The organism is Sphingomonas sp. IC081 (assembly GCF_006874585.1).
Taxonomy (GTDB): Bacteria; Pseudomonadota; Alphaproteobacteria; order Sphingomonadales; family Sphingomonadaceae; genus Novosphingobium.
In genome coordinates this window covers 597,493-619,185 of the sequence record NZ_CP029762.1, presented here as the reverse complement: position 1 = coordinate 619,185, position 21,693 = coordinate 597,493, and the positions used below count along the sequence as shown (strand labels likewise).

The 21,693-nt window shown below is 68.3% G+C and carries 18 protein-coding genes; 1 reads left to right on the top strand and 17 read right to left on the bottom strand.

The window, feature by feature from the left end; translation table 11 throughout:
- Nucleotides 1-5: 5 nt before the first annotated feature.
- From DM450_RS20960 to DM450_RS20920, 9 genes are all read right to left on the bottom strand, one after another.
- Nucleotides 6-2,069 carry a TonB-dependent receptor domain-containing protein gene (locus DM450_RS20960; protein WP_185928801.1) on the bottom strand — a complete coding sequence of 688 codons (2,064 nt, stop codon included), beginning with the start codon at nucleotides 2,067-2,069 and terminating at the stop codon, nucleotides 6-8.
- On the bottom strand, nucleotides 2,066-2,377 hold the full coding sequence (locus tag DM450_RS20955; protein WP_221889490.1) for a hypothetical protein: 312 nt from the start codon (nucleotides 2,375-2,377) through the stop codon (nucleotides 2,066-2,068). Before DM450_RS20955 ends, DM450_RS20960 begins: the two co-directional genes overlap by 4 nt.
- The gene (locus tag DM450_RS20950) at nucleotides 2,374-2,697 is read right to left on the bottom strand and encodes a DUF3325 family protein (RefSeq protein WP_142638804.1); all 324 of its coding nucleotides are present in this window, start codon (nucleotides 2,695-2,697) and stop codon (nucleotides 2,374-2,376) included. The genes DM450_RS20955 and DM450_RS20950 overlap by 4 nt, the downstream gene beginning before the upstream one ends.
- On the bottom strand, nucleotides 2,694-4,268 hold the full coding sequence (locus DM450_RS20945; protein WP_142638802.1) for a PepSY-associated TM helix domain-containing protein: 1,575 nt from the start codon (nucleotides 4,266-4,268) through the stop codon (nucleotides 2,694-2,696). The genes DM450_RS20950 and DM450_RS20945 overlap by 4 nt, the downstream gene beginning before the upstream one ends.
- Nucleotides 4,269-4,306: 38 nt before the next feature.
- Nucleotides 4,307-6,799 carry a TonB-dependent siderophore receptor gene (locus DM450_RS20940; RefSeq protein WP_185928800.1) on the bottom strand — a complete coding sequence of 831 codons (2,493 nt, stop codon included), beginning with the start codon at nucleotides 6,797-6,799 and terminating at the stop codon, nucleotides 4,307-4,309.
- 119 nt (nucleotides 6,800-6,918) lie between these two features.
- Nucleotides 6,919-7,875, bottom strand: coding sequence for a FecR family protein (locus tag DM450_RS20935; RefSeq protein WP_142638797.1), 957 nt, complete (start codon nucleotides 7,873-7,875; stop codon nucleotides 6,919-6,921).
- Nucleotides 7,872-8,381 carry an RNA polymerase sigma factor gene (locus tag DM450_RS20930; protein WP_142638795.1) on the bottom strand — a complete coding sequence of 170 codons (510 nt, stop codon included), beginning with the start codon at nucleotides 8,379-8,381 and terminating at the stop codon, nucleotides 7,872-7,874. The genes DM450_RS20935 and DM450_RS20930 overlap by 4 nt, the downstream gene beginning before the upstream one ends.
- Complete coding sequence (locus DM450_RS20925; protein ID WP_260610656.1) at nucleotides 8,378-8,992, bottom strand: energy transducer TonB; 615 nt, start codon at nucleotides 8,990-8,992, stop codon at nucleotides 8,378-8,380. The genes DM450_RS20930 and DM450_RS20925 overlap by 4 nt, the downstream gene beginning before the upstream one ends.
- Before the next feature lie 105 nt (nucleotides 8,993-9,097).
- Nucleotides 9,098-11,296, bottom strand: coding sequence for a TonB-dependent siderophore receptor (locus DM450_RS20920; protein ID WP_260610461.1), 2,199 nt, complete (start codon nucleotides 11,294-11,296; stop codon nucleotides 9,098-9,100).
- A gap of 407 nt (nucleotides 11,297-11,703) precedes the next feature.
- On the opposite strand from DM450_RS20920, the gene DM450_RS20915 reads away from it, so the two are divergent.
- A complete protein-coding gene (locus tag DM450_RS20915; RefSeq protein ID WP_142638791.1) occupies nucleotides 11,704-13,872 on the top strand; it encodes a TonB-dependent siderophore receptor in 2,169 nt (722 codons plus the stop codon).
- A 4-nt stretch (nucleotides 13,873-13,876) separates the two neighbouring features.
- On the opposite strand, the gene DM450_RS20910 is transcribed toward DM450_RS20915, so the two are convergent.
- The 8 genes from DM450_RS20910 to DM450_RS20875 all read right to left on the bottom strand — a co-directional run bounded on the left by DM450_RS20910 (nucleotide 13,877) and on the right by DM450_RS20875 (nucleotide 21,648).
- Nucleotides 13,877-14,281 (bottom strand): Dabb family protein, encoded by a 405-nt coding sequence (locus DM450_RS20910; RefSeq protein WP_260610460.1) that lies wholly within the window; start codon nucleotides 14,279-14,281, stop codon nucleotides 13,877-13,879.
- Between the two features lie 40 nt (nucleotides 14,282-14,321).
- Nucleotides 14,322-15,371: a LacI family DNA-binding transcriptional regulator gene (locus DM450_RS20905; RefSeq protein ID WP_142638789.1), complete on the bottom strand. Its 1,050-nt coding sequence runs from the start codon at nucleotides 15,369-15,371 to the stop codon at nucleotides 14,322-14,324.
- A gap of 68 nt (nucleotides 15,372-15,439) precedes the next feature.
- The gene (locus tag DM450_RS20900) at nucleotides 15,440-17,122 is read right to left on the bottom strand and encodes a GMC oxidoreductase (protein WP_142638787.1); all 1,683 of its coding nucleotides are present in this window, start codon (nucleotides 17,120-17,122) and stop codon (nucleotides 15,440-15,442) included.
- A 24-nt stretch (nucleotides 17,123-17,146) separates the two neighbouring features.
- Nucleotides 17,147-17,986 (bottom strand): sugar phosphate isomerase/epimerase, encoded by an 840-nt coding sequence (locus DM450_RS20895; RefSeq protein WP_260610458.1) that lies wholly within the window; start codon nucleotides 17,984-17,986, stop codon nucleotides 17,147-17,149.
- Nucleotides 17,987-17,988: 2 nt separating this feature from the next.
- Nucleotides 17,989-18,570, bottom strand: coding sequence for a gluconate 2-dehydrogenase subunit 3 family protein (locus DM450_RS20890; RefSeq protein WP_142639463.1), 582 nt, complete (start codon nucleotides 18,568-18,570; stop codon nucleotides 17,989-17,991).
- The gene (locus DM450_RS20885) at nucleotides 18,567-19,406 is read right to left on the bottom strand and encodes a DUF1080 domain-containing protein (protein WP_142638784.1); all 840 of its coding nucleotides are present in this window, start codon (nucleotides 19,404-19,406) and stop codon (nucleotides 18,567-18,569) included. Before DM450_RS20885 ends, DM450_RS20890 begins: the two co-directional genes overlap by 4 nt.
- A gap of 14 nt (nucleotides 19,407-19,420) precedes the next feature.
- On the bottom strand, nucleotides 19,421-20,347 hold the full coding sequence (locus DM450_RS20880; protein ID WP_142638782.1) for a hydroxypyruvate isomerase family protein: 927 nt from the start codon (nucleotides 20,345-20,347) through the stop codon (nucleotides 19,421-19,423).
- Nucleotides 20,344-21,648 (bottom strand): MFS transporter, encoded by a 1,305-nt coding sequence (locus DM450_RS20875; protein ID WP_142638779.1) that lies wholly within the window; start codon nucleotides 21,646-21,648, stop codon nucleotides 20,344-20,346. The genes DM450_RS20880 and DM450_RS20875 overlap by 4 nt, the downstream gene beginning before the upstream one ends.
- Between the last annotated feature and the right edge of the window lie 45 nt (nucleotides 21,649-21,693).

The following is a 21,693-nucleotide window of genomic DNA, read 5'->3' as shown; positions in this document are numbered from 1 at the left end:
CTCTCTCACAGCGCCCTGGCCAGCGTCAGCGTCACCGAGGCGCCTTGCCGCCGACGTCGTTCCTCGCTGCCGGTCGGCGTGCCCGCGCGGCTGGGGGAATAGAAACGGCGCATCCGGTAGAAGTCCTGCCCGCCCAGCGCGGAGACGGCGAGCGTGGTCTTGAAGCCGGGGAGCGCGGTCGTCTCGACATAGCCGCCCCAGCTCTGGCCATCGCGCCAGCGCAGCCGTTCGGCGGTGTAGAACACATCGGCATATTCGGCGGCGGTGTAGGTCACCCCCCAGGAGGACCTGAGCGCGGGGAGGTCATGGCGCAGCTCCGCGGTGATGCTGCGCGGCAGCACGTCGTCCATGCGGCGATCCTCGCCGGTCACCGGATCGCGCATGCGCGAACGGCGCAAGGCGGCGTCCACGGTCAGCCGGGCGCCGCGCAGCACGGCCTCCAGCGGCAGCGTGCCCTGCGCCGTCACGCCCCATTGGCGGGCGTTGCCGATCGTCCCCAGCGCCTCCTCGCCGCTGGGCAGCAGGACATAGCCGAGCAGGCCGGTGTGCCACTGGTGCCAGCCTTCGAGGGCGAGGGCCCCGCCCTTGCCCCAGCGGTGGTCGAGCCGGGCCAGCGCGCGGGTCACGCGGGCGGGGCGCAGCCGCGAATTGCCGCCGAGCGGGCGCCCGTCGGTCTGGTTGACCGAGGCGGCGAAGTCGCTGAAGTCCAGCTGGTCGACCGTGCGGCGCATGGCGAGGCGCAGCTGCGTTTCGGCCGATGGCGACCAGACGAGGGCCGCCGAAGGCTTGAGGTAGGACAGGCTCTGCGCGCTGGCGGCCTCGCCGCTCACCGTGATCTTCGAGAATTCGGCCGCCATGCCCGCTTCCAGCGAGACGCGGCGGGCCAGCCGTACGGTGAGGTTGGCAAAGGCCTCCGCGCGCTGTTCGGACACGCGGGTGTCGGCGTTGCTGAGCGCTATGGGCACAAGGCCGGCGCCGCTGTCCTGGGCATAGTCGAGCCTGCTGGTCAGGCGGTTGTAGGCCGCTTCCGCGCCGAATTCGGGCCGGAACGCATGGTCACCCTCGCGGGTCAGGGTCAGGCGGCCGACCAGTTCGACCGGTTTCTCGCGCTGGCTGGACACGCCGCGATAGCCCGGTTCGACCAGATCGTCCGCGGTGACGTAGCGTTCGAGCGTGCCCAGCGCGACCAGCTTGGTGCTCCAGTCGTTGCCGAGGTGGCGGGTCCAGTCGGCGCCGAGTTCGCCGCTGCGGCTGCTTTCGCGGTAGGCGATGGTGCGGACGGAATCGGGCACTGCGTCTTCGGCGCCGTCGAAGATGTCGTAGCCGGTGTGCGAGGCGTAACTGTCCTTGCCGAGCCGCAGGTTCACCGTCAGCGTCCCCCCGCCAAGGGCGCCCGAGGTCGAGAGGGCAAGGCCATATTGCGGGGCATTGGCCGAGATCCGCTCGCGGCGCGTGCGGGTGAGGGCGGCGGCGGCATCGCGCTCCAGATAGACGGCGTGGGTGGGGTAGCGCACGGTCTGGGCGGAAAGCTCGACATTGGTCTGCCAGCCTGCGACCCGCCGCGCGTAGCTGATGCGGGCATCGGGCGAGACATGGCCGTCGGCGGTATGCGCCAGTGCCAGCGAGGCATTGCCGGAACCGCCCGCATCCGCGCGCAGGATCAGGTTGGCGACCAGCGTCTGGCCCTGCGCCTCGGCGGCGTCACTGCCACGCAGCAGCACCACCCGCTCGACCCGCGAGGCGCCGATCCGCCGAAGGACTTCGGTGATCCCGCCGCCTTTCACGGTCGGGCGCTGGCCGTCGATCAGGACATTGCCCGCAGCGCCGCCGAAACCGCGCACCGAGGAGCCCTCGGTGAGGAGGAAACCCGGCGTGCGCTCCAGCATGTCCAGCGCGGTCTGGGGCTGGAAGGGCTTGTAGAACTCGGCCGGGTAAACCGGGTCTGGCCCGCTGGGGGCAAGGGCGTGGGCCGCGTTTGCGGGCACCGGATCGCCGCTCTGCGGTTCGTCGCCGGAGGTGCCGGATGCCATGGCCGCGGCACCGGCGAGAAGCAGGGAAAGCGGGGTCATCGCGGGGTCGCCAGCAGCCAGCAGATCAGGCCGAGCGGCGCGGCGGCAGCGAGCAGCCCGCCCCAGGCGCGGGCGGGGCTGGCGGCATGGAACACCGCGATGGCGATCACCGCGAACACCGCGTAGCTCGCCAGCGTCGCGGCCGTGACCGCTTCGGCCCGGTCCATGCCAAGCGCGGCGAGGACAAGCGAGAGCGCCGCGGTGCCGATTGCGGTCACGCCGTAGGCGCCGAGCGTGCCGGCCAAAGTGCGCGAAGCGACCGTCCAGCGGCGGCGCGCCGGCGAGGGGTCGGGGAGGGGCTTGGTCATGCGCGGTTGTCCGGGTTTGCTGTCGGCTTTGTGGGGCGGAGACGGGCGAGGATAACCTCGCGATTGGTCTGGGCGGCGAGCGTGACGGCGGCGCCGAACGAGAGCCAGCCGAACCATGCAACCGTGCCATAGGCCCAGCCAAGGCCGGTGCCTGCGGCCAGGAAGGCACCGGCGAGCAGGGCGAAGCCGGCGAGCCGCAGCCGCCCACTGGTGCGGGCGGGCAGCTTGCGGCGCAGCCAGTCCTGCTGGTGTCGGGGCATGGCCAGGAGCAGCAGCGCAAAGCCGGCCAGCGCGAGACCCGCAACGATGATATGGGTCATGCCATGGCCTCCTCGTCCCGCCGCTTGCGGGCGGGCATCGCGCGGGGCTTGTGGCGGGCCAGGGTCCAGCCGGTGAAGGCAAAACCGGCGGCCAGCGCCAGCATCATCAGGTCGAACACGGCGAAAGTCCGGTCGCCCGCCAGCAGGCTGGGGATGACCCCGCGCGTGGTGGTCGCGGCATTGACGAGCGGGATCGCCGCATAGAGGGCCGTAGCCGCGGCCAGTGTCTCCAGCCATGCGCGCCGTGCCGGGCGCAGGAACGCCCAGACCAGCGTGCCACCCCAGGCGATGAACAGGGCGTTGATTTCCCAGTCGGCATGGCCGGGCAGGGTGGTGGGCAGCAGACGGTTGGCCAGGAAATAGGCGGCGATGCCGATCGGTGCGCCGCTGATGAAGCCGATGTTGAGCCGCTCGACCAGGCGGAAGCCGAAATGCGGACGGGCCGGATCGGGCAACCTGGCTCGCCGTTTCACGCACCACAGGCACAGCCCGGTCGCGGCCATGGCGACGCCGCCGAGCCCGGAGAGGAAGTAGAGCCAGCGCAGGCCGTAACCCGCGAACCATCCGGTGTGCAGGTCCACCATCACCCGGTGTGTCGCGGTCGCGCCGCCGGGATGGGACGGGGTGGACGGCAGCCGCGTTGCCGTCGCCGCGTCGAGATAGACGGAATCGGGCCGGCCTTCGCCCCATTGCGACCTTGCGGTGTAGAGCGTCGCCACGCCGGCCCTGTCGCCGGGGCTTGTGACCGAGATATAGGTCGGCAAGGCGCCGCCCCATTGCTGGCGGGCGGCGGCGATCATCCGGCCGATCGGGGCAACCGGCGCCGGCTCGCCGCTGGCTTCGCGTTCGGGGCCCTGCGGGAAGGTCGTGGCATAGAAGGCCTGCCGGTCCGGGAAGTTGGCGGAGATCGCCCAGGGCATCAGCGTGAACAGCAGGGTCGCCAGCCCCGTGTAGGTGATCATCAGGTGGAACGGCAGGGCCAGAACGGCGGCGGCGTTGTGCGCGTCGAGCCAGCTGCGCTGGCCCTTGCGCAGGCGCAGCATGAAGAAGTCGGTGAAGATCTTCTTGTGCGTCACCACGCCCGACAGGATCGCCACGAGCATCGCCAGCGCCGCCACGCAGACCAGATAGCGCGCCCACATGACCGACATGAAATGCAGGTCGAAGTGGAAGCGGTAGAGGAAAAAGCCGCCCCGGGTCTCGCGCACCGGGATCTCGGCGCCGGTTGCCGGATCGAGAGTGACGCGCGGGCCTTCGCGGCGGCCGTGGCCCCGGTCAGCCCCGGGCATCTGCCAGGATAGCTCCAGCCCGCTGCCGCCGCGCGCGGCGGGCAGCGAGACCGACCAGCTTTCCGCGCCTGCCGCGCGGGTCCGCAGCAGGGCATCGGCAGCGGCGAGGGCACGCGGGGTCACGCGGGTTTCGGCCGGCAGTTCGGGGCGCATCCAGGCATCGATCTCGTGCTGGAAAAACGCGGCGGTGCCGAACACGAAGATGACGTAGAGCACCCAGCCCGGCACCAGTCCGGCCCAGGTGTGCAGCCATGCCATCGACTGGCGCAGGCTCTGCTTCATGAGGCGCTCCTTGCGCGCCGTTGCGGGAACCGCATCGCTCAGAACCCGTACTTGACCGCGAAGGCCACGCTGCGCGGGCTGCCCAGCGAATAGGACGTTGCCCAGTAATCGAGCCCGCCGAGGTTCGCGACGTTGAGGTCGAAACGGATCGGATGACCGTCGATCTCGGTCTTGTAGTGCATGCCGAGGTCGACGATCGTGTAGCCGTCCATCTTCTGGAGATTGGCGCTGTCCTTGTACATCTTGCCGGCGTGATAGACGCCGCCGCTGACCGAGAAACCGTCGAGGCCGGGGATCTCGTAATCGGCATAGACCTTGGCCAGCGTGTCGGCGACGCCGGTGGGCTTCTTGCCCAGCAGCGCGGCGGTGCTGGTCTTCGTCACCTTGAGGTCCATCACGGTGCCGCCCAGCATCACGTTGAGGCGCGGGGTGACATGGCCGGTGACGGTAAACTCGACGCCCTGGTGGACCTCGACGCCGTCCTGGGTGCGGGTGATCTTGCCGTTCACCGTCTCGTCGAAGGAATTGGCCTTTTCGATACGGTAGAGCGCACCGGTGATCATGAGCGCGTCTATGGGCGCATACTTGGCGCCGACTTCGTACTGTTTCGAGACGTAGGGCTTCATGATCTCGCCCGGGTTGTTGTAGAGCGTGGCATCGTCGGGGACCGTCGAGCCCTGTTCCAGCCCTTCCATGTAGGTCGCGTAAGTGGTCACGCGCGGCGCGGGCTTGAACACCAGCGAGACGGTGGGCGTATAGGCGCTTTCGTTGTAGCTCGACGTGCGCGTGCCGGTCGCGCCGAAGTTGCGGGCCTTCACGGTGCTGCGGTTGACGCCCACCATGGCGCTCAGCTGCTCGGTGAAGCGGATGTCGTCACCCAGGATCACGTTGGTGTTCCGCGACCGGCTGGACGTGTAGAGCGCGCCCCAGGAATACGTGTTCAGCGTATCGGGCATGGCCCAGGTATTGAGGCCGTCGGGGTCGGTGAAGGCGGGCGAGAAGCCGGCGCTGACCGAGTTGGTGACATGGCGCTGCACCTGCAGCACGTCGCCCGAGGCGCCCAGCGTCAGGCGGTGGTGGATGCCCAGCGTCTCGAATTCGCTGTCGAGGTAGGCATAGGCGCCCTGCGCGGTGTTGTAGGACGGGGCGCTGCGCGAGGCCCAGCCCACTTTCCAGCCCACGTCCTCGAAATAGGCGGGATAGACGTTGATCGATTCCTGCGCGTCCCGCTTGTAGAGATAGGCGGCGCGCAGGCTGAAGGTATCGTTGAGCTTCCACCGTGCATTGGTGCCGATGCGGTCGGTCTTGACCTGGAGATAGGTCCAGTCCGGCGTCCAGGTCTTGCTGGAGTCCAGCGGTTCGATCCAGTGGTCGAGCGCGGCATAACTCGTATCGGCATAGGCGTAGAAACGCGAATCGATGCCGTCGATCCGGTAGTAGGTATGCGCCGCTTCCACTTGCAGCAGCAGGTCCGGCGTCACGTTCCAGTCCACCGCGCCGCTGAACAGGCTGCGGGCGACGTTCTGGTTCTGCTTGGCCGTCTCGCCATCCTGATAGGACAGGTTCAGGCGGTAGGCGAACACCCCGTCGCGGTCGATCCTGCCGCCGAGGTCGGCGTGGACAAAGAACTGCCGGTTGCCATAATCGCCCACGGTGATGTCGCGCGTGGGGCTGTAGGTCGGCCGCTTGAGCACATAGTTGGTCACCCCGCCCGGATTGCCGACGCCGTACAGGAAGCCGGACAGGCCGTTCATGATCTCGACATTGGCGAGTTCCTCCATCGAGATGCCGGTGAGCGTGGAGGACAGGCGCACGCCGTCCACCACGCCCTTCTGGGAATCGAAGCCGCGGATGGTGACGTAAGGCGTGCCGTAGACGGTCGATGGCGCGGAGTTCTGGACGACCGGGTTCATCTTGAACAGCTGGTCCATGTCGCCCGCGACGACACTCTCGATGAGGTCCTGCGAGAGCACGCTGATCGCATAGGGCGTGTCGATGACCAGCTTTTCGCCCCATGGGCCGGAGGCCGAGCGCGCGTCGATCGTGTCGGTCTGGCCCAGCACGACGATCGAGCCGTCCGGCCGCGCCTCGTCTGCGGCAGCGAAGCTCTCGTCCCCGCCGGACGGGACGGCGACGGCACTTTCCGCGCTGGCCGGGATAAGCAGCGTGTCGAGCGTCATCGCCCCGGTGGTGGCGCGGGCGATGGTCACGGCGGCGGGGCCGTTCGTGCGGGCGACAAGGCCGGTGCCCGACAGCAGCCGGGCCAGTGCGTCGCGCCAGGGCAGGCGGGCGTTGAGGCCGGGCGAGCGGCGTCCCTGGGTCAAGGCGGCATCGTAGTTCAGTTGCAGCCCGCTCTGCTGCGCAAAGCTGTTCAGGGCATCGCTCAGCGATCCGGCGGGAATCGCATAGACATTCACGTCCTGCGCGGCGGCATTGGCGGCAAACGCGGTCATGCCCCCTGCCAGGGTGGTGCCTGCCAGCAGCGCGGCGGCGAGCAGGCGCGCGCCGCCATGGCCGATTTTCTTGTACATTGGATTGACCCCCTGATGTTCACGAGGCGGCGCAATCACGATGTTGCGACGCATTCTCAATAATGAAGACGGGGCGGATCCGGAAAAGACGACCATGGGCGGAAAATAAATCTTGCACGTCAGCGGTGCAGCACGATCAGTCGATCCGAAAGCCGGAAGGACCTGAGCTTCAGGCTGCGTTCGATGCTGTCCACGGCGGCGAGCGGGTGGTCGAGGTCGTAGACCCCGCTGACCTTCAGCTGGGCCGCTGCGCCGACGACCGACAGATAGCCATGGCGGTGGCGGGCAATCTCGGCAACGACCTCGCCGAGCGGCCGGTTCACCGCGACGAGGCGGCCCTGGGTCCAGGCCGTGGCGCCGTTGCCGGCGGCCTCGACGGGCCCTAGTGCCTGCGCGCCGAAATCGACCCGCTGGCCTTCGTCGACAACTCCGGATTGTCCTCCCGCGCGGACCCGGACCCGGTGCTGGGTCACCACGAGTTCGGCGCTCCCGTCCCGTTCGCGCACGGCGAAGGCGGTTCCCAGAGCGGTGGCGCTGCCTCCCGCCGCCTCGACCGTGAAGGGGTGGCGGCGGTCCGGCGCGACCTCGAAGAAGGCGCTGCCTTCGAGCAGGGTAACCGTGCGTGCGTTGCCGGAAAAGTCGTGCGCGATGGCCGAACTGCTGCCCAGCGTCACGCGCGAGCCGTCTTCCAGCGTCACCACGCGGCGTTCGCCGACCCCGGTGGCGAAGTCCGCGCGCAAACGGGCCGGCCAGTCGCCGAGCGCGCCGAAGGCCGCCAGCACGATGGATGCGGCGACGGCCGCGCTGGTCCAGCGCCTTGTTCCCGCTGCACGCGGGGCGGCGGGGACGCGGGGGCGACGGGGCATGGTCCGGCGCACGGCGGGCAGCGGCGCCAGTGATGGGGCCGGTTCGGCGTCCATCAGCCCCCACAGCGCGGCCAGCTGTTCGAAGGCGCGGCGATGGGCGGGCTCGGCCAGCCAGTCCTGGAAGGCCCGTTCATCCTCGGCAGGCAAAGGTCCCGCGTCCCGGCGCACGATCCAGTCGGCGGCGGTTTCGGCGACGGCGGCGGGAATCATGCTTCCTCCTCGATTTCGCCGAGGCGGCTGGCCAGCGTCAGCAGGGCGATGCGCAGCTGCTTTTCGACCGCGCCCCGGGTGATGCCGAGGCGATCGGCGATGTCGGCCTGGTCGAGCCCGTCGAACTTGCGCAAGGTGAACACCTCCCGGCATCGCGGCGGCAGGTCCGCGACGAGGCCGCGCACCATGCGCAGCCGGTCCGCGGCAAGGACGCGGCGTTCGGCGTCGGGGCTGTCATCGGCTACGGCGATGCCGGCTTCCTCGCCGGCCAGCCAGGGGCGCCACTTGCCGCTCTCCCGCGCCCGGTCGTTGACCAGATTGCGGGCGACCCGGCAGAGGAAGGCGCGTGGGTTCTCGACCCGCCCCGATCGCAGCGCGGGGATCGCCCGCGCCCAGGTCTCCTGCACGATGTCGGCGGCGACCGGAGGCGAATCCACCAGCGAGCGGACGTAGGCGGAAAGGGCGGCCTGATGGCAACCGACGATGGCCGTGTCGCCCCCGCTCATGGCACGACCTGCCCATCGTCGATGAGGAAGGCGAGGGGCAGGGTCACCGCCAGTTCGTCCGGCAACCCGGCCGGGATCGGCGGGAACGGCGCGGCGCGCGAGACGATGTCCAGCGCCGCCTGGTCAAGCGCGGCATGACCGGTGCCGGAGACGATGGCCGCGCCGAGCAGGCGTCCTTCGCGGTCGATACGGAACAGCAGCGAGCCTGTCCCCTGTGCCTGCTGGCGCAGCGCCGCCGCCGGATAGCGCCGCTGGCCTTCCAGCCGCGCCATCAGGGCGCGGCGATAGGACAGGGCAAGGTCGGGCAGACCGTCCGCCATGCCGCCGTTTGCCGCAGGGGCGGGCTGCTCGCCGGCCGGGGGGCGGATCGGTGCCGCGGTGTGCGCGGGCAGGGGCAGGGCCATAGCGGCTGGCGGCGTGCCCGGAACTTGCCGCGGGCGCGCCGCAGGGACCCTGGGCTGCCTTCGGGCGGGATCGGGGGCGTGCACATCGAAGGTCACCAAGGTGGGCGGCGCCGGGTGATCGGCCCCGCCTGCTTGCAGCCAGCCGAACGCGAGCGCGGCCACCGCGACCGCCGCCACGTGGACCCCGGCGGTGACGGCAAGGGCCATGGCGCGCACCGACGCGCCGTTCCCGCCTTGTCGGGGCGGACGGCGCAGCCGGTACGGGAGGTGCGGCGCAGGCATTGCGCGATGTGCCGGCCTACCCGCCGGGCGTCACAGCGTGCCGCGCAGCGTCAGCGTGGCCGCGCGCGGTGTCGCATAGCGCGAACTGCCGATGTAGAGGCCCGAATAGTACTTCTTGTCGAAGACGTTATCCACGTGGGCGGTCACCGAGAAGCGCTCCGAGATGCGGTAGCTTGCCAGCAGGTCCAGCGTGGCGAGGCTGCCCTGCGTGTAGATTTCGCCGTTGGGGCCGGTGCCGTCCGCCGTCGTCTTGCCCTGCCACTTGAGATTGCCGCCCACCATCAGCGCCTCGAGCGCGCCGGGCAGCCGGTAGGCGGTGAACATCTTGAAGGTGTTCTTGGGGATCTGCGGGAGCTGGCGAACCCCGTCGCGGTCCTCGGCACGGGCATTGGCGAAGCCGCCGGCGACGCGCCAGCCGGGCAGGATCTCGCCGTTGACCTCGAGCTCGAAGCCGGACGATTTCATGCCGGATACCGCGTGATAGGCCGAACTGCCGTCGGGCGCGAAGATGCCCGGTCCGTCCGCCAGCGCGTAGTTGTCCTGCTTCATGCGGAATAGGGCGGCGCTGGCGCTCAGCCTACCGTCCAGCAAGTCGGCCTTGAGGCCTGCCTCGTAGGTATTGCCTTCCAGCGGCGCGATCATGTCGCCGTCGACGGTGCGCTGGGTCTGCGGTTCGAACACGCTGGCATAGCTGACATAGGCCGACACGGTGCGGGTGAGGTCCAGGACAAGCCCGCCGTAAGGCGTCAGCACCGCCTTTTCGTTTGATCCCGGCGTCCAGCTGCGGGGGCCGGACGCATCCTGCGTGTAGCTGTCCTGCCGCCACCAGGTGAGGCGCCCGCCCACGATGACCGAAAGCGGAGAGATCGGCTTCAGCCGCGCGACGCCCGAGGCGGCGGTGGTCCTTACGCGGTTGCCCGCGTAGCCGCCGCTGGGCGAAAGGTCGGGCCGGGCCGTCTCGCCGGTCGCGAAGAATTCGAAGGCGTTGACCGACTTCATGTAGTCGCCGCCTGACCACCAGCCGGGATAGGGCGTCTGGTCGTCGTCGAACTGCGCATGGCTCAGCGTCAGCGCGACGTGCTGTTCCTGGCCGAGCGCCTCGAAGCGGCCGCGCAGGTTCGCGTAGACGGCGTTGAGGGTGAGGTCGGAGGCCCAGCGGGTGGAATAGAGTGTGCCGCCAAGTCCGGTGTCCTTGTCGATGGCCCGGCCGAAGAAGTAGCCGATGGTCTCGTCATAGGAGCCGGCCTTGTGTTCGGCGTCGATCCGCAGCTGCCAGTTCTTGTCGAAATCGTGGGTGAGCGAGGCGAAGAGGTTGACGCTCTTGCGGTTGAAGTCGGACCATTCGGCGCCGCCGTTGGTCGAACGCGCGAAGTCGGTCGTCGTGCCGTCGGTGTAGAACAGCGGCACGCCCCCGCGCGAGGCACCGGTGTTGGTGAAGTTCTGGTACTCGATACCGGCGGTCAGCAGCGTGGTGGGCGTGAGGTCCGCCTCGACGACGCCGTAAAGCGCCTGGCGCTTGGCATGTTCACGGTCGATGAAGGTCTTGTTGTCCTGCCAGGCTCCGGCAACGCGGGCACGGATGCGCCCGTCAGCGGTCACCTTGCCGCCCACGTCGCCTTCGATGCGGACCATGTCCCAGGACCCGACGGTTGCGGCGGCGCTGGCGCTGAAGTCGGCCGCGGCGCGCTTGCGGACCATGTTGATCGCGGCGGAGGGCTGGCCGGTGCCGGTCATCATGCCCGCCGAACCGCGGATCACCTCGATCCGGTCGTAGGCGATCATGTCGGCGGTATCTTCGGTGAAGCCGTAGAGGTTGGTCGGGCGGGCAACCCCGTCGACAAGGTAGTTCTGCACGGCAAAACCGCGGGCGGTATAATTGGTGCCGTCGGTGCCGAGCGCGCTCGAGCGGTTGGACTGCACGCCGACGATCTGCTCCATCACCGCGGAGATGTCGTAAAGGCCCTGCTCCTCCATCCGCAGGCTGTCGACGACGGTGACCGATTGCGGGGTTTCGCGCGAGGAGAGGCTGAGGCCGGTGGTTTCGGTCTCGCCGGTGACAACGATCGTATCGTTTTCCGGATCGGCCGGCGCGGTTTCGGCCGCTGATGTTTCGGCAGCCAAGGTTTCGGGCGCCAAGGTTTCTGCCTTGGCGGAGGCGACGTCCATCGCCGCGAATGCCAATGCGGATGCGACGCAATAGCGAATAGAATGCGTGGTGATGCGGATCATTCGATGCCCCCTGTTCCCCCCGCCGGCCCTCCCGGCGTCGTTATGCGGGCGGGTCATTAATGCGAATAAGTCGCAATCGCAATACTTACGGTGAAATTTAAGTGCTTGATATGGCGCAGTGGGAATCGCGTCCGTGAGGTCTGCCGGTGATCCCGCGCACGCGTAATGCGTCGTTGCGGCAAGGCCCTCTGCCAGTCGGGTGAAGCGATGAGCGGGAACGCCGGGCCCTAAAAGCTTTGGTGAATATTTCGAAGGATGTCGTCCCTTTGCAGTGGGCAGGTTCCTGTGAATATTTCGATGTTATGATGCAACATTACATTGACCGAACCTCACGGCCCTGACACAAGCCCGCCCGATCACGGCGCCGGTGCGCCGCTTTTGCCGGGCAAATTCTCGAGGGGGGCTGCATGCATCGATTTACCGGAAACCGCAGGCGGCTCGCGCGAACCGTGCCTCTTGTCATCGCGCTGGCGCCGTTCGCACCGTTCGATCAGGCCGCCGCCGAGGAAGCGCAGCGGGAGAGTGACGAGCGCGCCGAAGCGATCACCGTGACCGGCGTGCGCCAGGCCTATCGCGGCAATTTCGCGGTTTCGGAAATTCCCCAGTCGATCGGGGAGATCTCGGCCGAGACCCTTGAGCGCAGCGGAATCCAGCGCCTGACCGATGCGCTGGACCTCAATGCCTCGGTCGTGCGGCAGAACACGCTGGGCGGGCTGTGGGACTCGTTCGCGATCCGGGGCTTCACCGGCGACGAGAACCTGCCGAGCGGCTACCTGGTGAACGGCTTCAACGGCGGGCGCGGCTTCGGCGGGCAGCGCGATACCGCCGGGATCGAGCGGGTCGAAGTGCTCAAGGGCCCGGCGGCGGCGCTGATCGGGCGCGGCGAGCCGGGCGGCACCGTCAACCTCGTGACCAAGCAGGCCGAGATCGGCCGCAGCTTCGGCAGCGCCTCGGTGCAATACGGGAGCTGGGGGCGCCTGCGCGGCGACGGTGACGTCAATGCCCAGCTGACCGGCGGCCTCACCGCGCGCCTGATCGGTTATGCTGAGCAGGGCGACACGTTCCGCGATCATGTCCACCAGTCGCGCTGGGGGTTCCTGCCCTCGATCGGCCTCGCGCTCGGCCCCGATACGCGGCTTACCTATGATTTCGAGAAGACCCGCGTGGACGTGCCGTTCGATCGCGGCATCGTGGTGCTTGACGGAAATTTCCGCACGGTGCCGCGTTCGCGCTTCCTGGGCGAGCCGGGTGACGGCGATACCACCGCCCGCGCCAGTGGACACCAGCTGCGCCTCCAGCACGAGTTCAGCGACCGCTGGAGCCTGCTGCTTGGCGGGAGCCTTCGCGATACCTTGCTCATCGGTTCCTCGTCCGATGCCGAAACGGTTCCCTCGCGCCAGGCGCTCTACGGCGATGGCCGCTCGCTTTCGCGCCAGCGCCGGACGCGCTACTACGATGCAAGCCACAAGGTCATCCGCGCCGAGCTGGCCGGGGAGTTCGAAACGGGGGGCCTGCGCCACCGCGTGCTGATCGGTGCGGATCATGACGCGTTCACCTACGATCAGGTGTTCCGCCGCTTTCGTCCGCCCAGCCTGACCACGGACCCGAGCGACGAGCAGGGCAACGTGATCGACATCCTCGATCCGGTCTACGGGCGCTTCGCGCTGCCGCAGACCAGTGTCATCACCGACCGCGTCGACCGGCAGCGCGCGAGCGGCGCCTATGTCCAGGACCAGATCACGATCGACGCGCGCCTCCAGCTTCGCATCGGCGGCCGCTACGACCACCTGACGCTGGAGACCGACAACCGCCTGAGCGGCGTCGACAGCCGCCGCCGGCGCAGCCGGTTCAGTCCGCAGGCCGGTCTCGTCTACCGGTTGAGTGCGCCGCTGACGGCCTATGCCGCTTACGGGCAAGGCTTCCGTGCCAATGTCGGCACCGATGCGGCAGGAGCGATCTTTGATCCGGAAACCAGCGAATCCATCGAGGCGGGACTGAAGTTCACCGTGCTGGGCGGGGCGCTGAGCGGGACACTCGCGGCGTTCCAGCTGACCAAGGCCAACGTGCTCGCCACCGATCCCAATGCGCCGGGCTATTCGCTGGCGATCGGCAAGGCGCGCAGCCGGGGCGTGGAATTCGATCTTGGCGGGCACCTGCCGGGCGGTATCGAGGTGCTGGTGAGCTATGCCTACCTCGATGCCGAGGCACGCTCACGCATGCAGGATCCCAATTTTCAGTTCCAGATCAATCCCGGCGATCCGCTGGTCAACATTCCCCGCCATAACCTTGCCATGCAGCTTGCCAAGGCCTTCACCATCGGGAACCGTCAGGCGCAGGTCGGCGCCGGCATGCAGCACCTGGGCAAGCGCCTCGGCGAGACCGGCAGCGACTTCACGCTTCCCGCGCATACCCTGTTCCGGGTTTTCGGCAGCGTGGAGGTGATGGACCGGCTCGAACTGTTCGGCTCGGTTGCCAACCTGTTCGATGCGCATTGGTATGCGAACAGTTACTCGCCGCTATGGGTCCAGCCCGGCGCCCCGCGTACCGGCACGCTGGGCCTGCGCGCGCGGTTCTGAAGGGTCATCTCAGGGCCATGTCGTAGACCACGACCCTTGCCCACAGATGGCTGCAAGCCTTGACGAAGGCCTGATGGATCGGGTGGTCCTGGTAGACCTTCTGGTCTTCGACGCTATCGAAGAACATCAGTTCGGAGACGTCGTAGCTGCCATCGACGACGTCGCGCGCCTCGGTGTCGGCGGGAATGCCGATCTGCAGGTTCCGGATCACGGGAATGGCTGACAAGGTGCGCAGGCCCGCCATCAACTGGTCGCGGTCTTCCGGTGACCCGGGGCGCTTGAGCCAGAAGAACACGTGGTGGACCAGCCCGGGCCGGGTCGCGGCGGCTTCGGCCCCGGCCGCCGAGAGCGCCATGGCGCTGCCGCCCAGCGCGATCATGGCCGCGACGTCCCGTCTGCTTGCATCCATGGTCTTGTTGTCCTTGTTCCGAGGTTGGCGGTGTCGGCGGTCATGACAAAGGCTCCGAAGTCCTGTGCGGGGCGATCGAGGCCCGTGTCACGATCGTATGGTCGAAGATCTCGTCGCTGACGTCGCTTCCGGTTTTGCCGAGCGCGGCGATCAGGCACTGGGCGGCGCGGTAGGCCATGTCCTCGACCGGCTGGCGAACGACCGTCAGCGGCGGCCAGAGCCGGGAGGCGAGGACGGTGTCGTCGAACCCGGTGACGGACAGCTGGCCAGGCAATTGCAGGCCCTGCCGGTTGGCTTCGGCGACTACCCCGGCGGCGAGGTCGTCACTGCTGCAGATGATGGCGCTCGGCGGGGAGGGCAGGGCGAGGAGCTGCCGTGCCGCCGTCTCGCCCGAGGCATAGTCGAACGCGCCGTGCCGCACGATGAGATCGGGCTCCTCCGCCAGTCCGGCTGCGCGCAGGGCTTCGAGAAAGCCTTCGAGGCGGGCGCCGACAACGCTGTAATGGTCAGGCCCGGCGACATAGGCGATGCGGCGGTGGCCGGCGGCGATGACGTCCCGGGTGAGCGCCCGCATGGCGCCGCGATTGTCGATCCGCACGGTGATGACATCGGCCAGCGCCGTACCCGTGGCGATGGCGGCGAGGGGGACGCCGAGTTCTTCCAGCACCGTCGATCCGCTGAGCTGTTCGGCAAAGGGCGGGATCAGCAGCAGCGCATCGGCGCCCGAGCGCACGAGGTCCTGCGCCATGCGCTCGGCTTCCGCGCGGCTGCTGCCCTCACCGTCGCGCAGCAGCAGTTGCAGGCCCTGGGCGTTGGTCGCGCGCAGGGCGCCCACCAGCACGGCATCCAGAAAGGGCGTGCGCCGGTCGCTGTAGAGCAGGCCCACGGTCGTCGCGCGCGACTTGGCCAGCCGCCGGGCCGCCAGGTTGGGGACATAGCCCAGTTCCGCGATCGCCGCGCGGACCGTCTCCACCGTGGCGGCACTGGCCCTGCCGGCGCCGTTGAGGACGTTGGACACGGTCATCGCGGATACGCCGGCGCGCTGTGCCACGGCGCGGATCGTCACCCCGTTCTCGTTACGCCGCGCCATCAGGTCATTGTCTCCATAGCCTCCGATAGCGTGTTTCCGCCGCCTTGCCAGCGCCGGAAACGGCAAAGTCAGATCGTCCCGGCCTTCATCGCGGCGACAGCGTGATCCACTGCCCGCGCGGTCAGCGCCATGAAGGTCAGCGAGGGATTGACGCAGGAGACCGAGGCCATCTGCGCGCCGTCGGTGACGAACAGGTTGGCGGCGTCGTGCGCCTGGTTCCACTTGTTGAGCACCGCGCTGTGCGGATCGTCGCCCATGCGCGCGCCGCCCATCTCGTGGATGGCATCGCCGGGCACATGTTCCTTCACCTTGCTCACCACGTTGGTCAGCCCGGCGCCGCGCAGCATCCTCTCGCCCTGCTCGCGCGCATCGGCCATCATCTTCAGTTCGTTGTCGCGGAACGTGACGTTGAACTGCATCAGCGGCACTCCGAAACGGTCCACCTTGTCCGCGCTCAGGGCGACGTGGTTGTCTTCGTAGGGCAGGCATTCGCCAAAGGCGCCCATCTGGAATTTCCAGCCGCTGTAGCGGCGCATGCCCTCTTTCATCGCGGCGCCGAAGCCGACCGGCCTTGACGGTTCGCGGTAGGCCGCGCCCTGGTAGCCATAGCCGCGGTGGAAGCCGAGGCCTTCGTCCCGCCCGTTGTTGCGGAAGCGGGGGACATAGATGGCGCCGGGGCGGCGGCCATATTCGATGAACTCCTCCATGCCCGGAATGTCGCCCTGCACGCCGACGCGGAAGATATGGTCCATCACGTAGCGGCCGAGCGTGCCGCTGCTGTTGAAATGGCTGCGCCCGGTGCCCTCGGCGCGGGAGTTCATCAGGACCTGCAGCGAGCCCATCGTCGAGGCATTGAGGAAGACGATCCTGGCGCGCACCACTTCCGCCTGCCCGGTCTTGGCATCGATGAAGCGCACGCCGGTGACTTTCCGGCTGGCGGGATCGTATTCGAGGCTGGTGACCACCGCATCGGAGCGCAGCGTCAGCCGACCGGTTGCCCTGGCGGCGGGCAGGGTGACGGCCTGGGTCGAGAAATAGGCGCCGAACGAGCAGCCGTTGCTGCACTGGTTGCGCAGCTGGCAGCGGGTGCGGTTCTGCTCGGGCTTGTCTTCGGTCATGTTGGACAGGCGGGCATTGATCATCTTGCGGCCCGGGAAGGCGGTTTCCAGCCGCTGCTTCATCCACTTCTCGGCGATGTTCATGGGCATCGGCGGCTGGAACTCGCTGTCCGGCAGGTAGTCGAGATTTTCCCGCGAGCCCGAGACGCCGATATATTTCTCGACGTAGCCGTACCAGGGCAGGAGGTCGTCATAACCGATCGGCCAGTGGCTGCCGATGCCCTCGCGCTTGTTGGCCTCGAAGTCGGCGGCGCTCCAGCGGAAGCTCCAGCGGCCCCAGATCAGCGACTTGCCGCCGACCGCGCCGGGGCGGATCCAGTAGAACTTGCTGCCTTGCGCAAAGTCGTAGGGGTTCAGCCGGTCGTTGTTGTAGAAGGCGCGGTTGCTGGGGGCGACGTAGCCGTGCTGGGCGATGAAGTAGTCGCTCTCGCGCAGGCCCTCGGGCATGATGTTGCGCGCCGGGACTTCGTAGGCGGGCTTGCCGTCGTAGGTGTAGTCCTCAAGATGCTCGACCATGTGGCCGCGGTCGAGCATCAGCACGCGCAGGCCCTTTTCGGTCAGTTCCTTTGCCGCCCAGCCGCCGCTGATGCCGGAGCCGATGACGATCGCATCGAACCTGTCGGTTGCCGCCATGATGTTCTTCTCCCGGATCGAAGGTCAGAAGCGCAGGGCGCTGAGGGTCTGGAAGCTCTTGGTGATGTCGGGCAGGAAGGGCGCGGGCGCCTGGTCGTTCTCGACATAGAAGTGCCGCGCGCCGGCAAGGCCGTTGAGCTTGAAGATCCCGGCAAAGTCGATCGTGCCGGCGCCCACTGCGGTCATGCTGCGGTCCGCCCGCATGTCCTTGACGTGGTAGGCGTAGATGCGCCCGGCGAGACGGCGGATCAGCGCCAGCGGATCTTCCCCGGCGTGGACGGCCCAGTAGATGTCCAGTTCGAAGCGGACGAAGGCAGGATTGCACGCCTTCAGCATCCGCTCGTAGAGGCTGACGCCGTCCGGCTTCACGGTGAACTCGAAGTCGTGATTGTGGTAGGCGAAGCCGAGACCGGCGGCCTTCAGCTTCTCGCCGAAGCGGTTGATGTTGACCAGCGCCGCGTCCCAGGCCTCGGCGTTGCGGTATTTGTCGACCATGTAGGGCAGGACGATGGTGTCCGCGCCCAGCGTGCGCGCCATCGCCACGCTGGCGTCGAAGTTGCCGAGCAGCGCATCGTAGCCGACGTGGATGGAGGGGCAGGAGAGGCCCAGCCGGTCCATGGTGCTGCGCAGCCGCGCGTGATCCATGGTGTCATAGCCGCCGCCGCCGTATTCCACTTCGCGGTAGCCGATGCGCGCGACGCTTTCGAGCGTGGCGACCGGATCGGCCGCGAACAACTCGCGCACGGTATAGAGCTGCAGGCCGACCTTCTTGATCTGCGCGGCACCGGCGAGGCCGGCAAGCAGGGGCTGGCTGGCAAGCGCGGCAAGGCCGCCGGCGCCCAGCATGAGGGAACGACGATTCATGATCATGCGGAATAGACCTTGTTGACCTGGGAATAGGGGAAGGCGCCATTGTATTCGCCGGGGACGGGCAGGTATTCGCGTTCCTGGGTGATGCCGATCTCGGAGGTGTAGTAGCCGACGACAACCATCTGCCGGAACGCCTTGAAGAACTCCTCGCCATCGGGAAACGCGTTGTTCATCGCCAGGGTCAGCAGCGCGTCCTGCTGTTCGGGGCTGGCCTGGGCGGCGGGGAGCTTGTAGTCCTGACGGCTGCGCGCGTCGATTTCGGCCAGGCCGGAGAGGATCGGCAGGCGATCTTCCGGCAGCGCCCAATCCGCCAGCAGCTTCTCGACATAGGCGGGAACCCCTGCGGCAATGGCGCCGGGGGTGTCGGTGGTGGGCACGATGCGTTCGCACAGCGCGGTCATCAGCGCGCGCTGCCCGGGCGTGAACACCTGGATGCTGGCCGCGCCCTCGTCGATTACCGGCATCGCGGCTCCGGTGGTGATCCCGGCGGCGCTCCCGGCTGCGCGGGCAAGGGGGGCAAAGAGCTGGGCGCCGAACATGGCGACCATGCCTGCAAGCGCGTTTCTGCGATCCATTATCGTGCTGCCCCCTTGAGGTCCTGCTGGAGGTCCTGAGCGATGGCCTCTTCCGGCAGCGGGCGGACCCAGATGTTGCGGAAAGACACCGGCGAATTGTGATCCTGCAACTGGATCGGCGCCTTGTCGGCGTGTGCCTGATACTGCGCGACCTTGCGCCAGACGGTGGTGCCCAGCATGGCCTGGTGGTTCTGCACTAGCACGCCGTTCAGCAGCACGGTGACATAGGCCGGGCGCAGCAGCGCACCGCCGGCGTCGAAGCGCGGGCGTTCGAACACGATGTCGTAGCTCTGCCATTCGCCGGGCGGCCGCGAGGGGTTCACCAGCGGCGGTTTCCACGCATAGACCGCGCCCACGGTGCCGTCGGCATAAGTCGGGTTGCGGTAACCGTCGAGGATCTGGACTTCATAGCGCTGCATGAACCAGATGCCGCTGTTGCCCCGGTCCTGCGAGGTCTTCTCGGGCGGGTTGGGTGAGCGGAATTCCAGATGCAGCTGGACGTCGCCAAATTCCTGGTTCGAGACGAGGTTGTTCTCGCCGCCGCTCGCCGCCCGCGAGGGGATCGTCATGACGCCGTTGGCCAGCGTCCACGGCGCGCGCTCGCCGTGCCAGGCATCGAGCGAGGTGCCGGAGAACAGGACGATGGCATCGGAGGGCGGGGCGCCGGGAGCGGCGGCCGGGGTGACTTCGGCCGGCGCGGGCCGGTCGGGATCGTGGACGTGCCATGTGCCGCCGGGCAGCATCGGCGTATCCCTGAACCCCGGCTTGTCCTGCGCCTCCACGCACGTGGCCGTCAGGATGGAGCCTGCCACCACCAGGCCGATCGGGACATGTCGCATCCACTCGCTCCCTTTCATGTCTTGTCGATGGCCCGGTAGGCGGCGATCAGGCGCTCCTCGCCCTCGCGGCCGGGGACGGAGTTGCCGTGCTCCATGCCGATCACGCCGTCATAGCCACGGGCGCGCAGCCACCGGGTGATGGTCGCGTAGTTGATCTCGCCGGTTCCCGGTTCCTTGCGGCCGGGATTGTCGCCGAACTGGATATAGCCGATCTCGGCCCAGCAGCTCTCGAGCGTCGGGATCAGGTTCCCGGACTGGATCTGCTCGTGGTAGAGATCCGCCAGGATCTTGACGCCGGGACCGTTTGCGCCGCGCGCGACCGCATAACCCTGCGCGATGGAGTGCATGAACACGCCGGGGTGGTTGGTGCGGGTGTTGAGCGGCTCCATCACCAGCGTCAGCCCGTGTGGCGCGACGATGTCGCCCGCGCGGCGCATGCAGTCGATGATGCGGCCGGTCTGGATCGCTTCGGGCACCTTGCGGTCCATGAAGCCGGTGACCACCGTCATGTGCCGCGCGCCGAGCCGTTTGGCGACCGCGATCGACGCGCGGATGTCGGCCAGAAACGCCTCCCGGTCGCCGTTGTCGTTGCTGCCCAGCACGGGGCGGAAATCGGACCACTTCGGCATGCTGGCGACAAAGACGCCCATCGTCATGCCGCGCTGCGACAAGGCGCGGGCCATGGCCTCCTGCTGTTCGACGGGCCGCTTGGCGGCCTCGTTGTCCTCCCAGGCGCGAAAGCCCTGGTCGGCGGCAAAGGCGATCTGCTCCAGCAAGGCGCCGCGACTGGCAAAGCTGCCCTCGTGCGGGGCATAGCCGAGCGAGAAATAGGCGGCGTTGGAACTGCCTTTGCCCGCAGCCGCATGCGCCCCTGCCGAAAGGGCCGGTGCAGCAGCGGCGGCCAGCCCGGTGGCGATCACGGTGCGCCGGGTCAGGCTCATGCCGCGCCCTCCGCCAGACCGCCGGTTTTGCGGGCGGCGCGCCGCTCGGCCAGCCAGATCACGCCGAACACGATCAGCAGCGTCAGCGGGACAAAGGTCAGCCGGGCAAAAGACTGCGAGGCGGCAGCATCTTCCACCGCCGTGAGCGCCGGGCCGGTGAGCTTGGTGAAGGCGTCCGGTCCGCCGGCAAGCTCGATCTTGGCCGCGTCGAACATCTCGCCAAGGCGCGGCAGCACAAAGAAGCTCGCCAGCGCACCGGCCGAACCGACCAGCCCGAGCGCCCAGGAATCGCCGCGCGGGTAGCGTTCGGCAACCGAGGCCAGCATCGTCGGCCACATCGCGCAGACGCCAAGGCCCCAGACCGTCGATGCCAGGATCGCGGAAACCGGGGACTGGGCCTGCGAAAGCAGGAACAGGCCGATCGCGGCGAGCAGGCTGGAGACCCAGAGCAGCCCCGGATTGGACAGGCGGCCGGCGATCCGTCCGGCGAAGTGGCGGAACACGAACATCAGCGCGCTGACATAGACCAGCAGCAGGATGCCGCGCATGCCGACGCGGTTGCTGAGCGCCACGTCGATCCACTGGCCCGGCGCCAGCTCGGAAGAGGCGGTGAGGAACATCGCCCCGAACCAGATGAAGAAGCTGGGACGGCGCACCACTTCCAGCATCATGTCCTTCATCGCCCGCTCGCCGGCCGCCGCGGGCGGCTCGGGGAAGCGGGTCGTGGCGGCGATCATGATGACAAGCACGGCGGGAAGGAACACCAGCGCCATGATCGCCTGCCAGGGCAGCAGCGGCGCCAGGAACACGCCGGCGAGCCCGCCGACGATGAGCCCGCCCGGATACCAGGCGTGAAGCACGTTGAGCCGGTGGGTGGTGTCTTCGGGATAGAGCCGCGCGGTCAGCGGATTGATCGATGCCTCGGCAAAGCCCCAGCCGATGCCGCTCAGCAGCATGCCCAGCCAGACGAGGTGGTAGACCGCCATGCCGCTGGCGAACAGGCCCGCCCCGACGATCAGGGTGGTGCCGATGAGGAAGGCGATCCCGCAGCCGATCAGCACGCGGCGGATGCCGATCCGGTCCAGCACCGCGCTGACCACAAAGACGGTGATCGAGAAGCCGAGGAACGCCGAGCCGAGCGCGGCGCCGATCATTTCGCCCGCCGAAATCGGCGCGACGGGGTCGATCCACTGCGCCTTCAGGCTGCTGGCGACCGCCGCGCGCAGCGACGCGCTCATCGACGCGGTGAAGAGCGCCAGGACGCTCAGCCAGAATAGCCTTTGCCGGTTTATGTCCGTCATGCCCGATCCTCTACCCATGGGCCCCGTGTTGTCTGTTATCGGGGA

Coding starts and splice junctions, on each gene's coding strand:
- DM450_RS20960 (WP_185928801.1), bottom strand. CDS start 2,069: ATGACCCCGCTTTCCCTGCTTCTCGCCGGTGCCGCGGCCATGGCATCC.
- DM450_RS20955 (WP_221889490.1), bottom strand. CDS start 2,377: ATGACCAAGCCCCTCCCCGACCCCTCGCCGGCGCGCCGCCGCTGGACG.
- DM450_RS20950 (WP_142638804.1), bottom strand. CDS start 2,697: ATGACCCATATCATCGTTGCGGGTCTCGCGCTGGCCGGCTTTGCGCTG.
- DM450_RS20945 (WP_142638802.1), bottom strand. CDS start 4,268: ATGAAGCAGAGCCTGCGCCAGTCGATGGCATGGCTGCACACCTGGGCC.
- DM450_RS20940 (WP_185928800.1), bottom strand. CDS start 6,799: ATGTACAAGAAAATCGGCCATGGCGGCGCGCGCCTGCTCGCCGCCGCG.
- DM450_RS20935 (WP_142638797.1), bottom strand. CDS start 7,875: ATGATTCCCGCCGCCGTCGCCGAAACCGCCGCCGACTGGATCGTGCGC.
- DM450_RS20930 (WP_142638795.1), bottom strand. CDS start 8,381: ATGAGCGGGGGCGACACGGCCATCGTCGGTTGCCATCAGGCCGCCCTT.
- DM450_RS20925 (WP_260610656.1), bottom strand. CDS start 8,992: ATGGCCCTTGCCGTCACCGCCGGGGTCCACGTGGCGGCGGTCGCGGTG.
- DM450_RS20920 (WP_260610461.1), bottom strand. CDS start 11,296: ATGATCCGCATCACCACGCATTCTATTCGCTATTGCGTCGCATCCGCA.
- DM450_RS20915 (WP_142638791.1), top strand. CDS start 11,704: ATGCATCGATTTACCGGAAACCGCAGGCGGCTCGCGCGAACCGTGCCT.
- DM450_RS20910 (WP_260610460.1), bottom strand. CDS start 14,281: ATGGATGCAAGCAGACGGGACGTCGCGGCCATGATCGCGCTGGGCGGC.
- DM450_RS20905 (WP_142638789.1), bottom strand. CDS start 15,371: ATGGCGCGGCGTAACGAGAACGGGGTGACGATCCGCGCCGTGGCACAG.
- DM450_RS20900 (WP_142638787.1), bottom strand. CDS start 17,122: ATGGCGGCAACCGACAGGTTCGATGCGATCGTCATCGGCTCCGGCATC.
- DM450_RS20895 (WP_260610458.1), bottom strand. CDS start 17,986: ATGAATCGTCGTTCCCTCATGCTGGGCGCCGGCGGCCTTGCCGCGCTT.
- DM450_RS20885 (WP_142638784.1), bottom strand. CDS start 19,406: ATGCGACATGTCCCGATCGGCCTGGTGGTGGCAGGCTCCATCCTGACG.
- DM450_RS20880 (WP_142638782.1), bottom strand. CDS start 20,347: ATGAGCCTGACCCGGCGCACCGTGATCGCCACCGGGCTGGCCGCCGCT.
- DM450_RS20875 (WP_142638779.1), bottom strand. CDS start 21,648: ATGACGGACATAAACCGGCAAAGGCTATTCTGGCTGAGCGTCCTGGCG.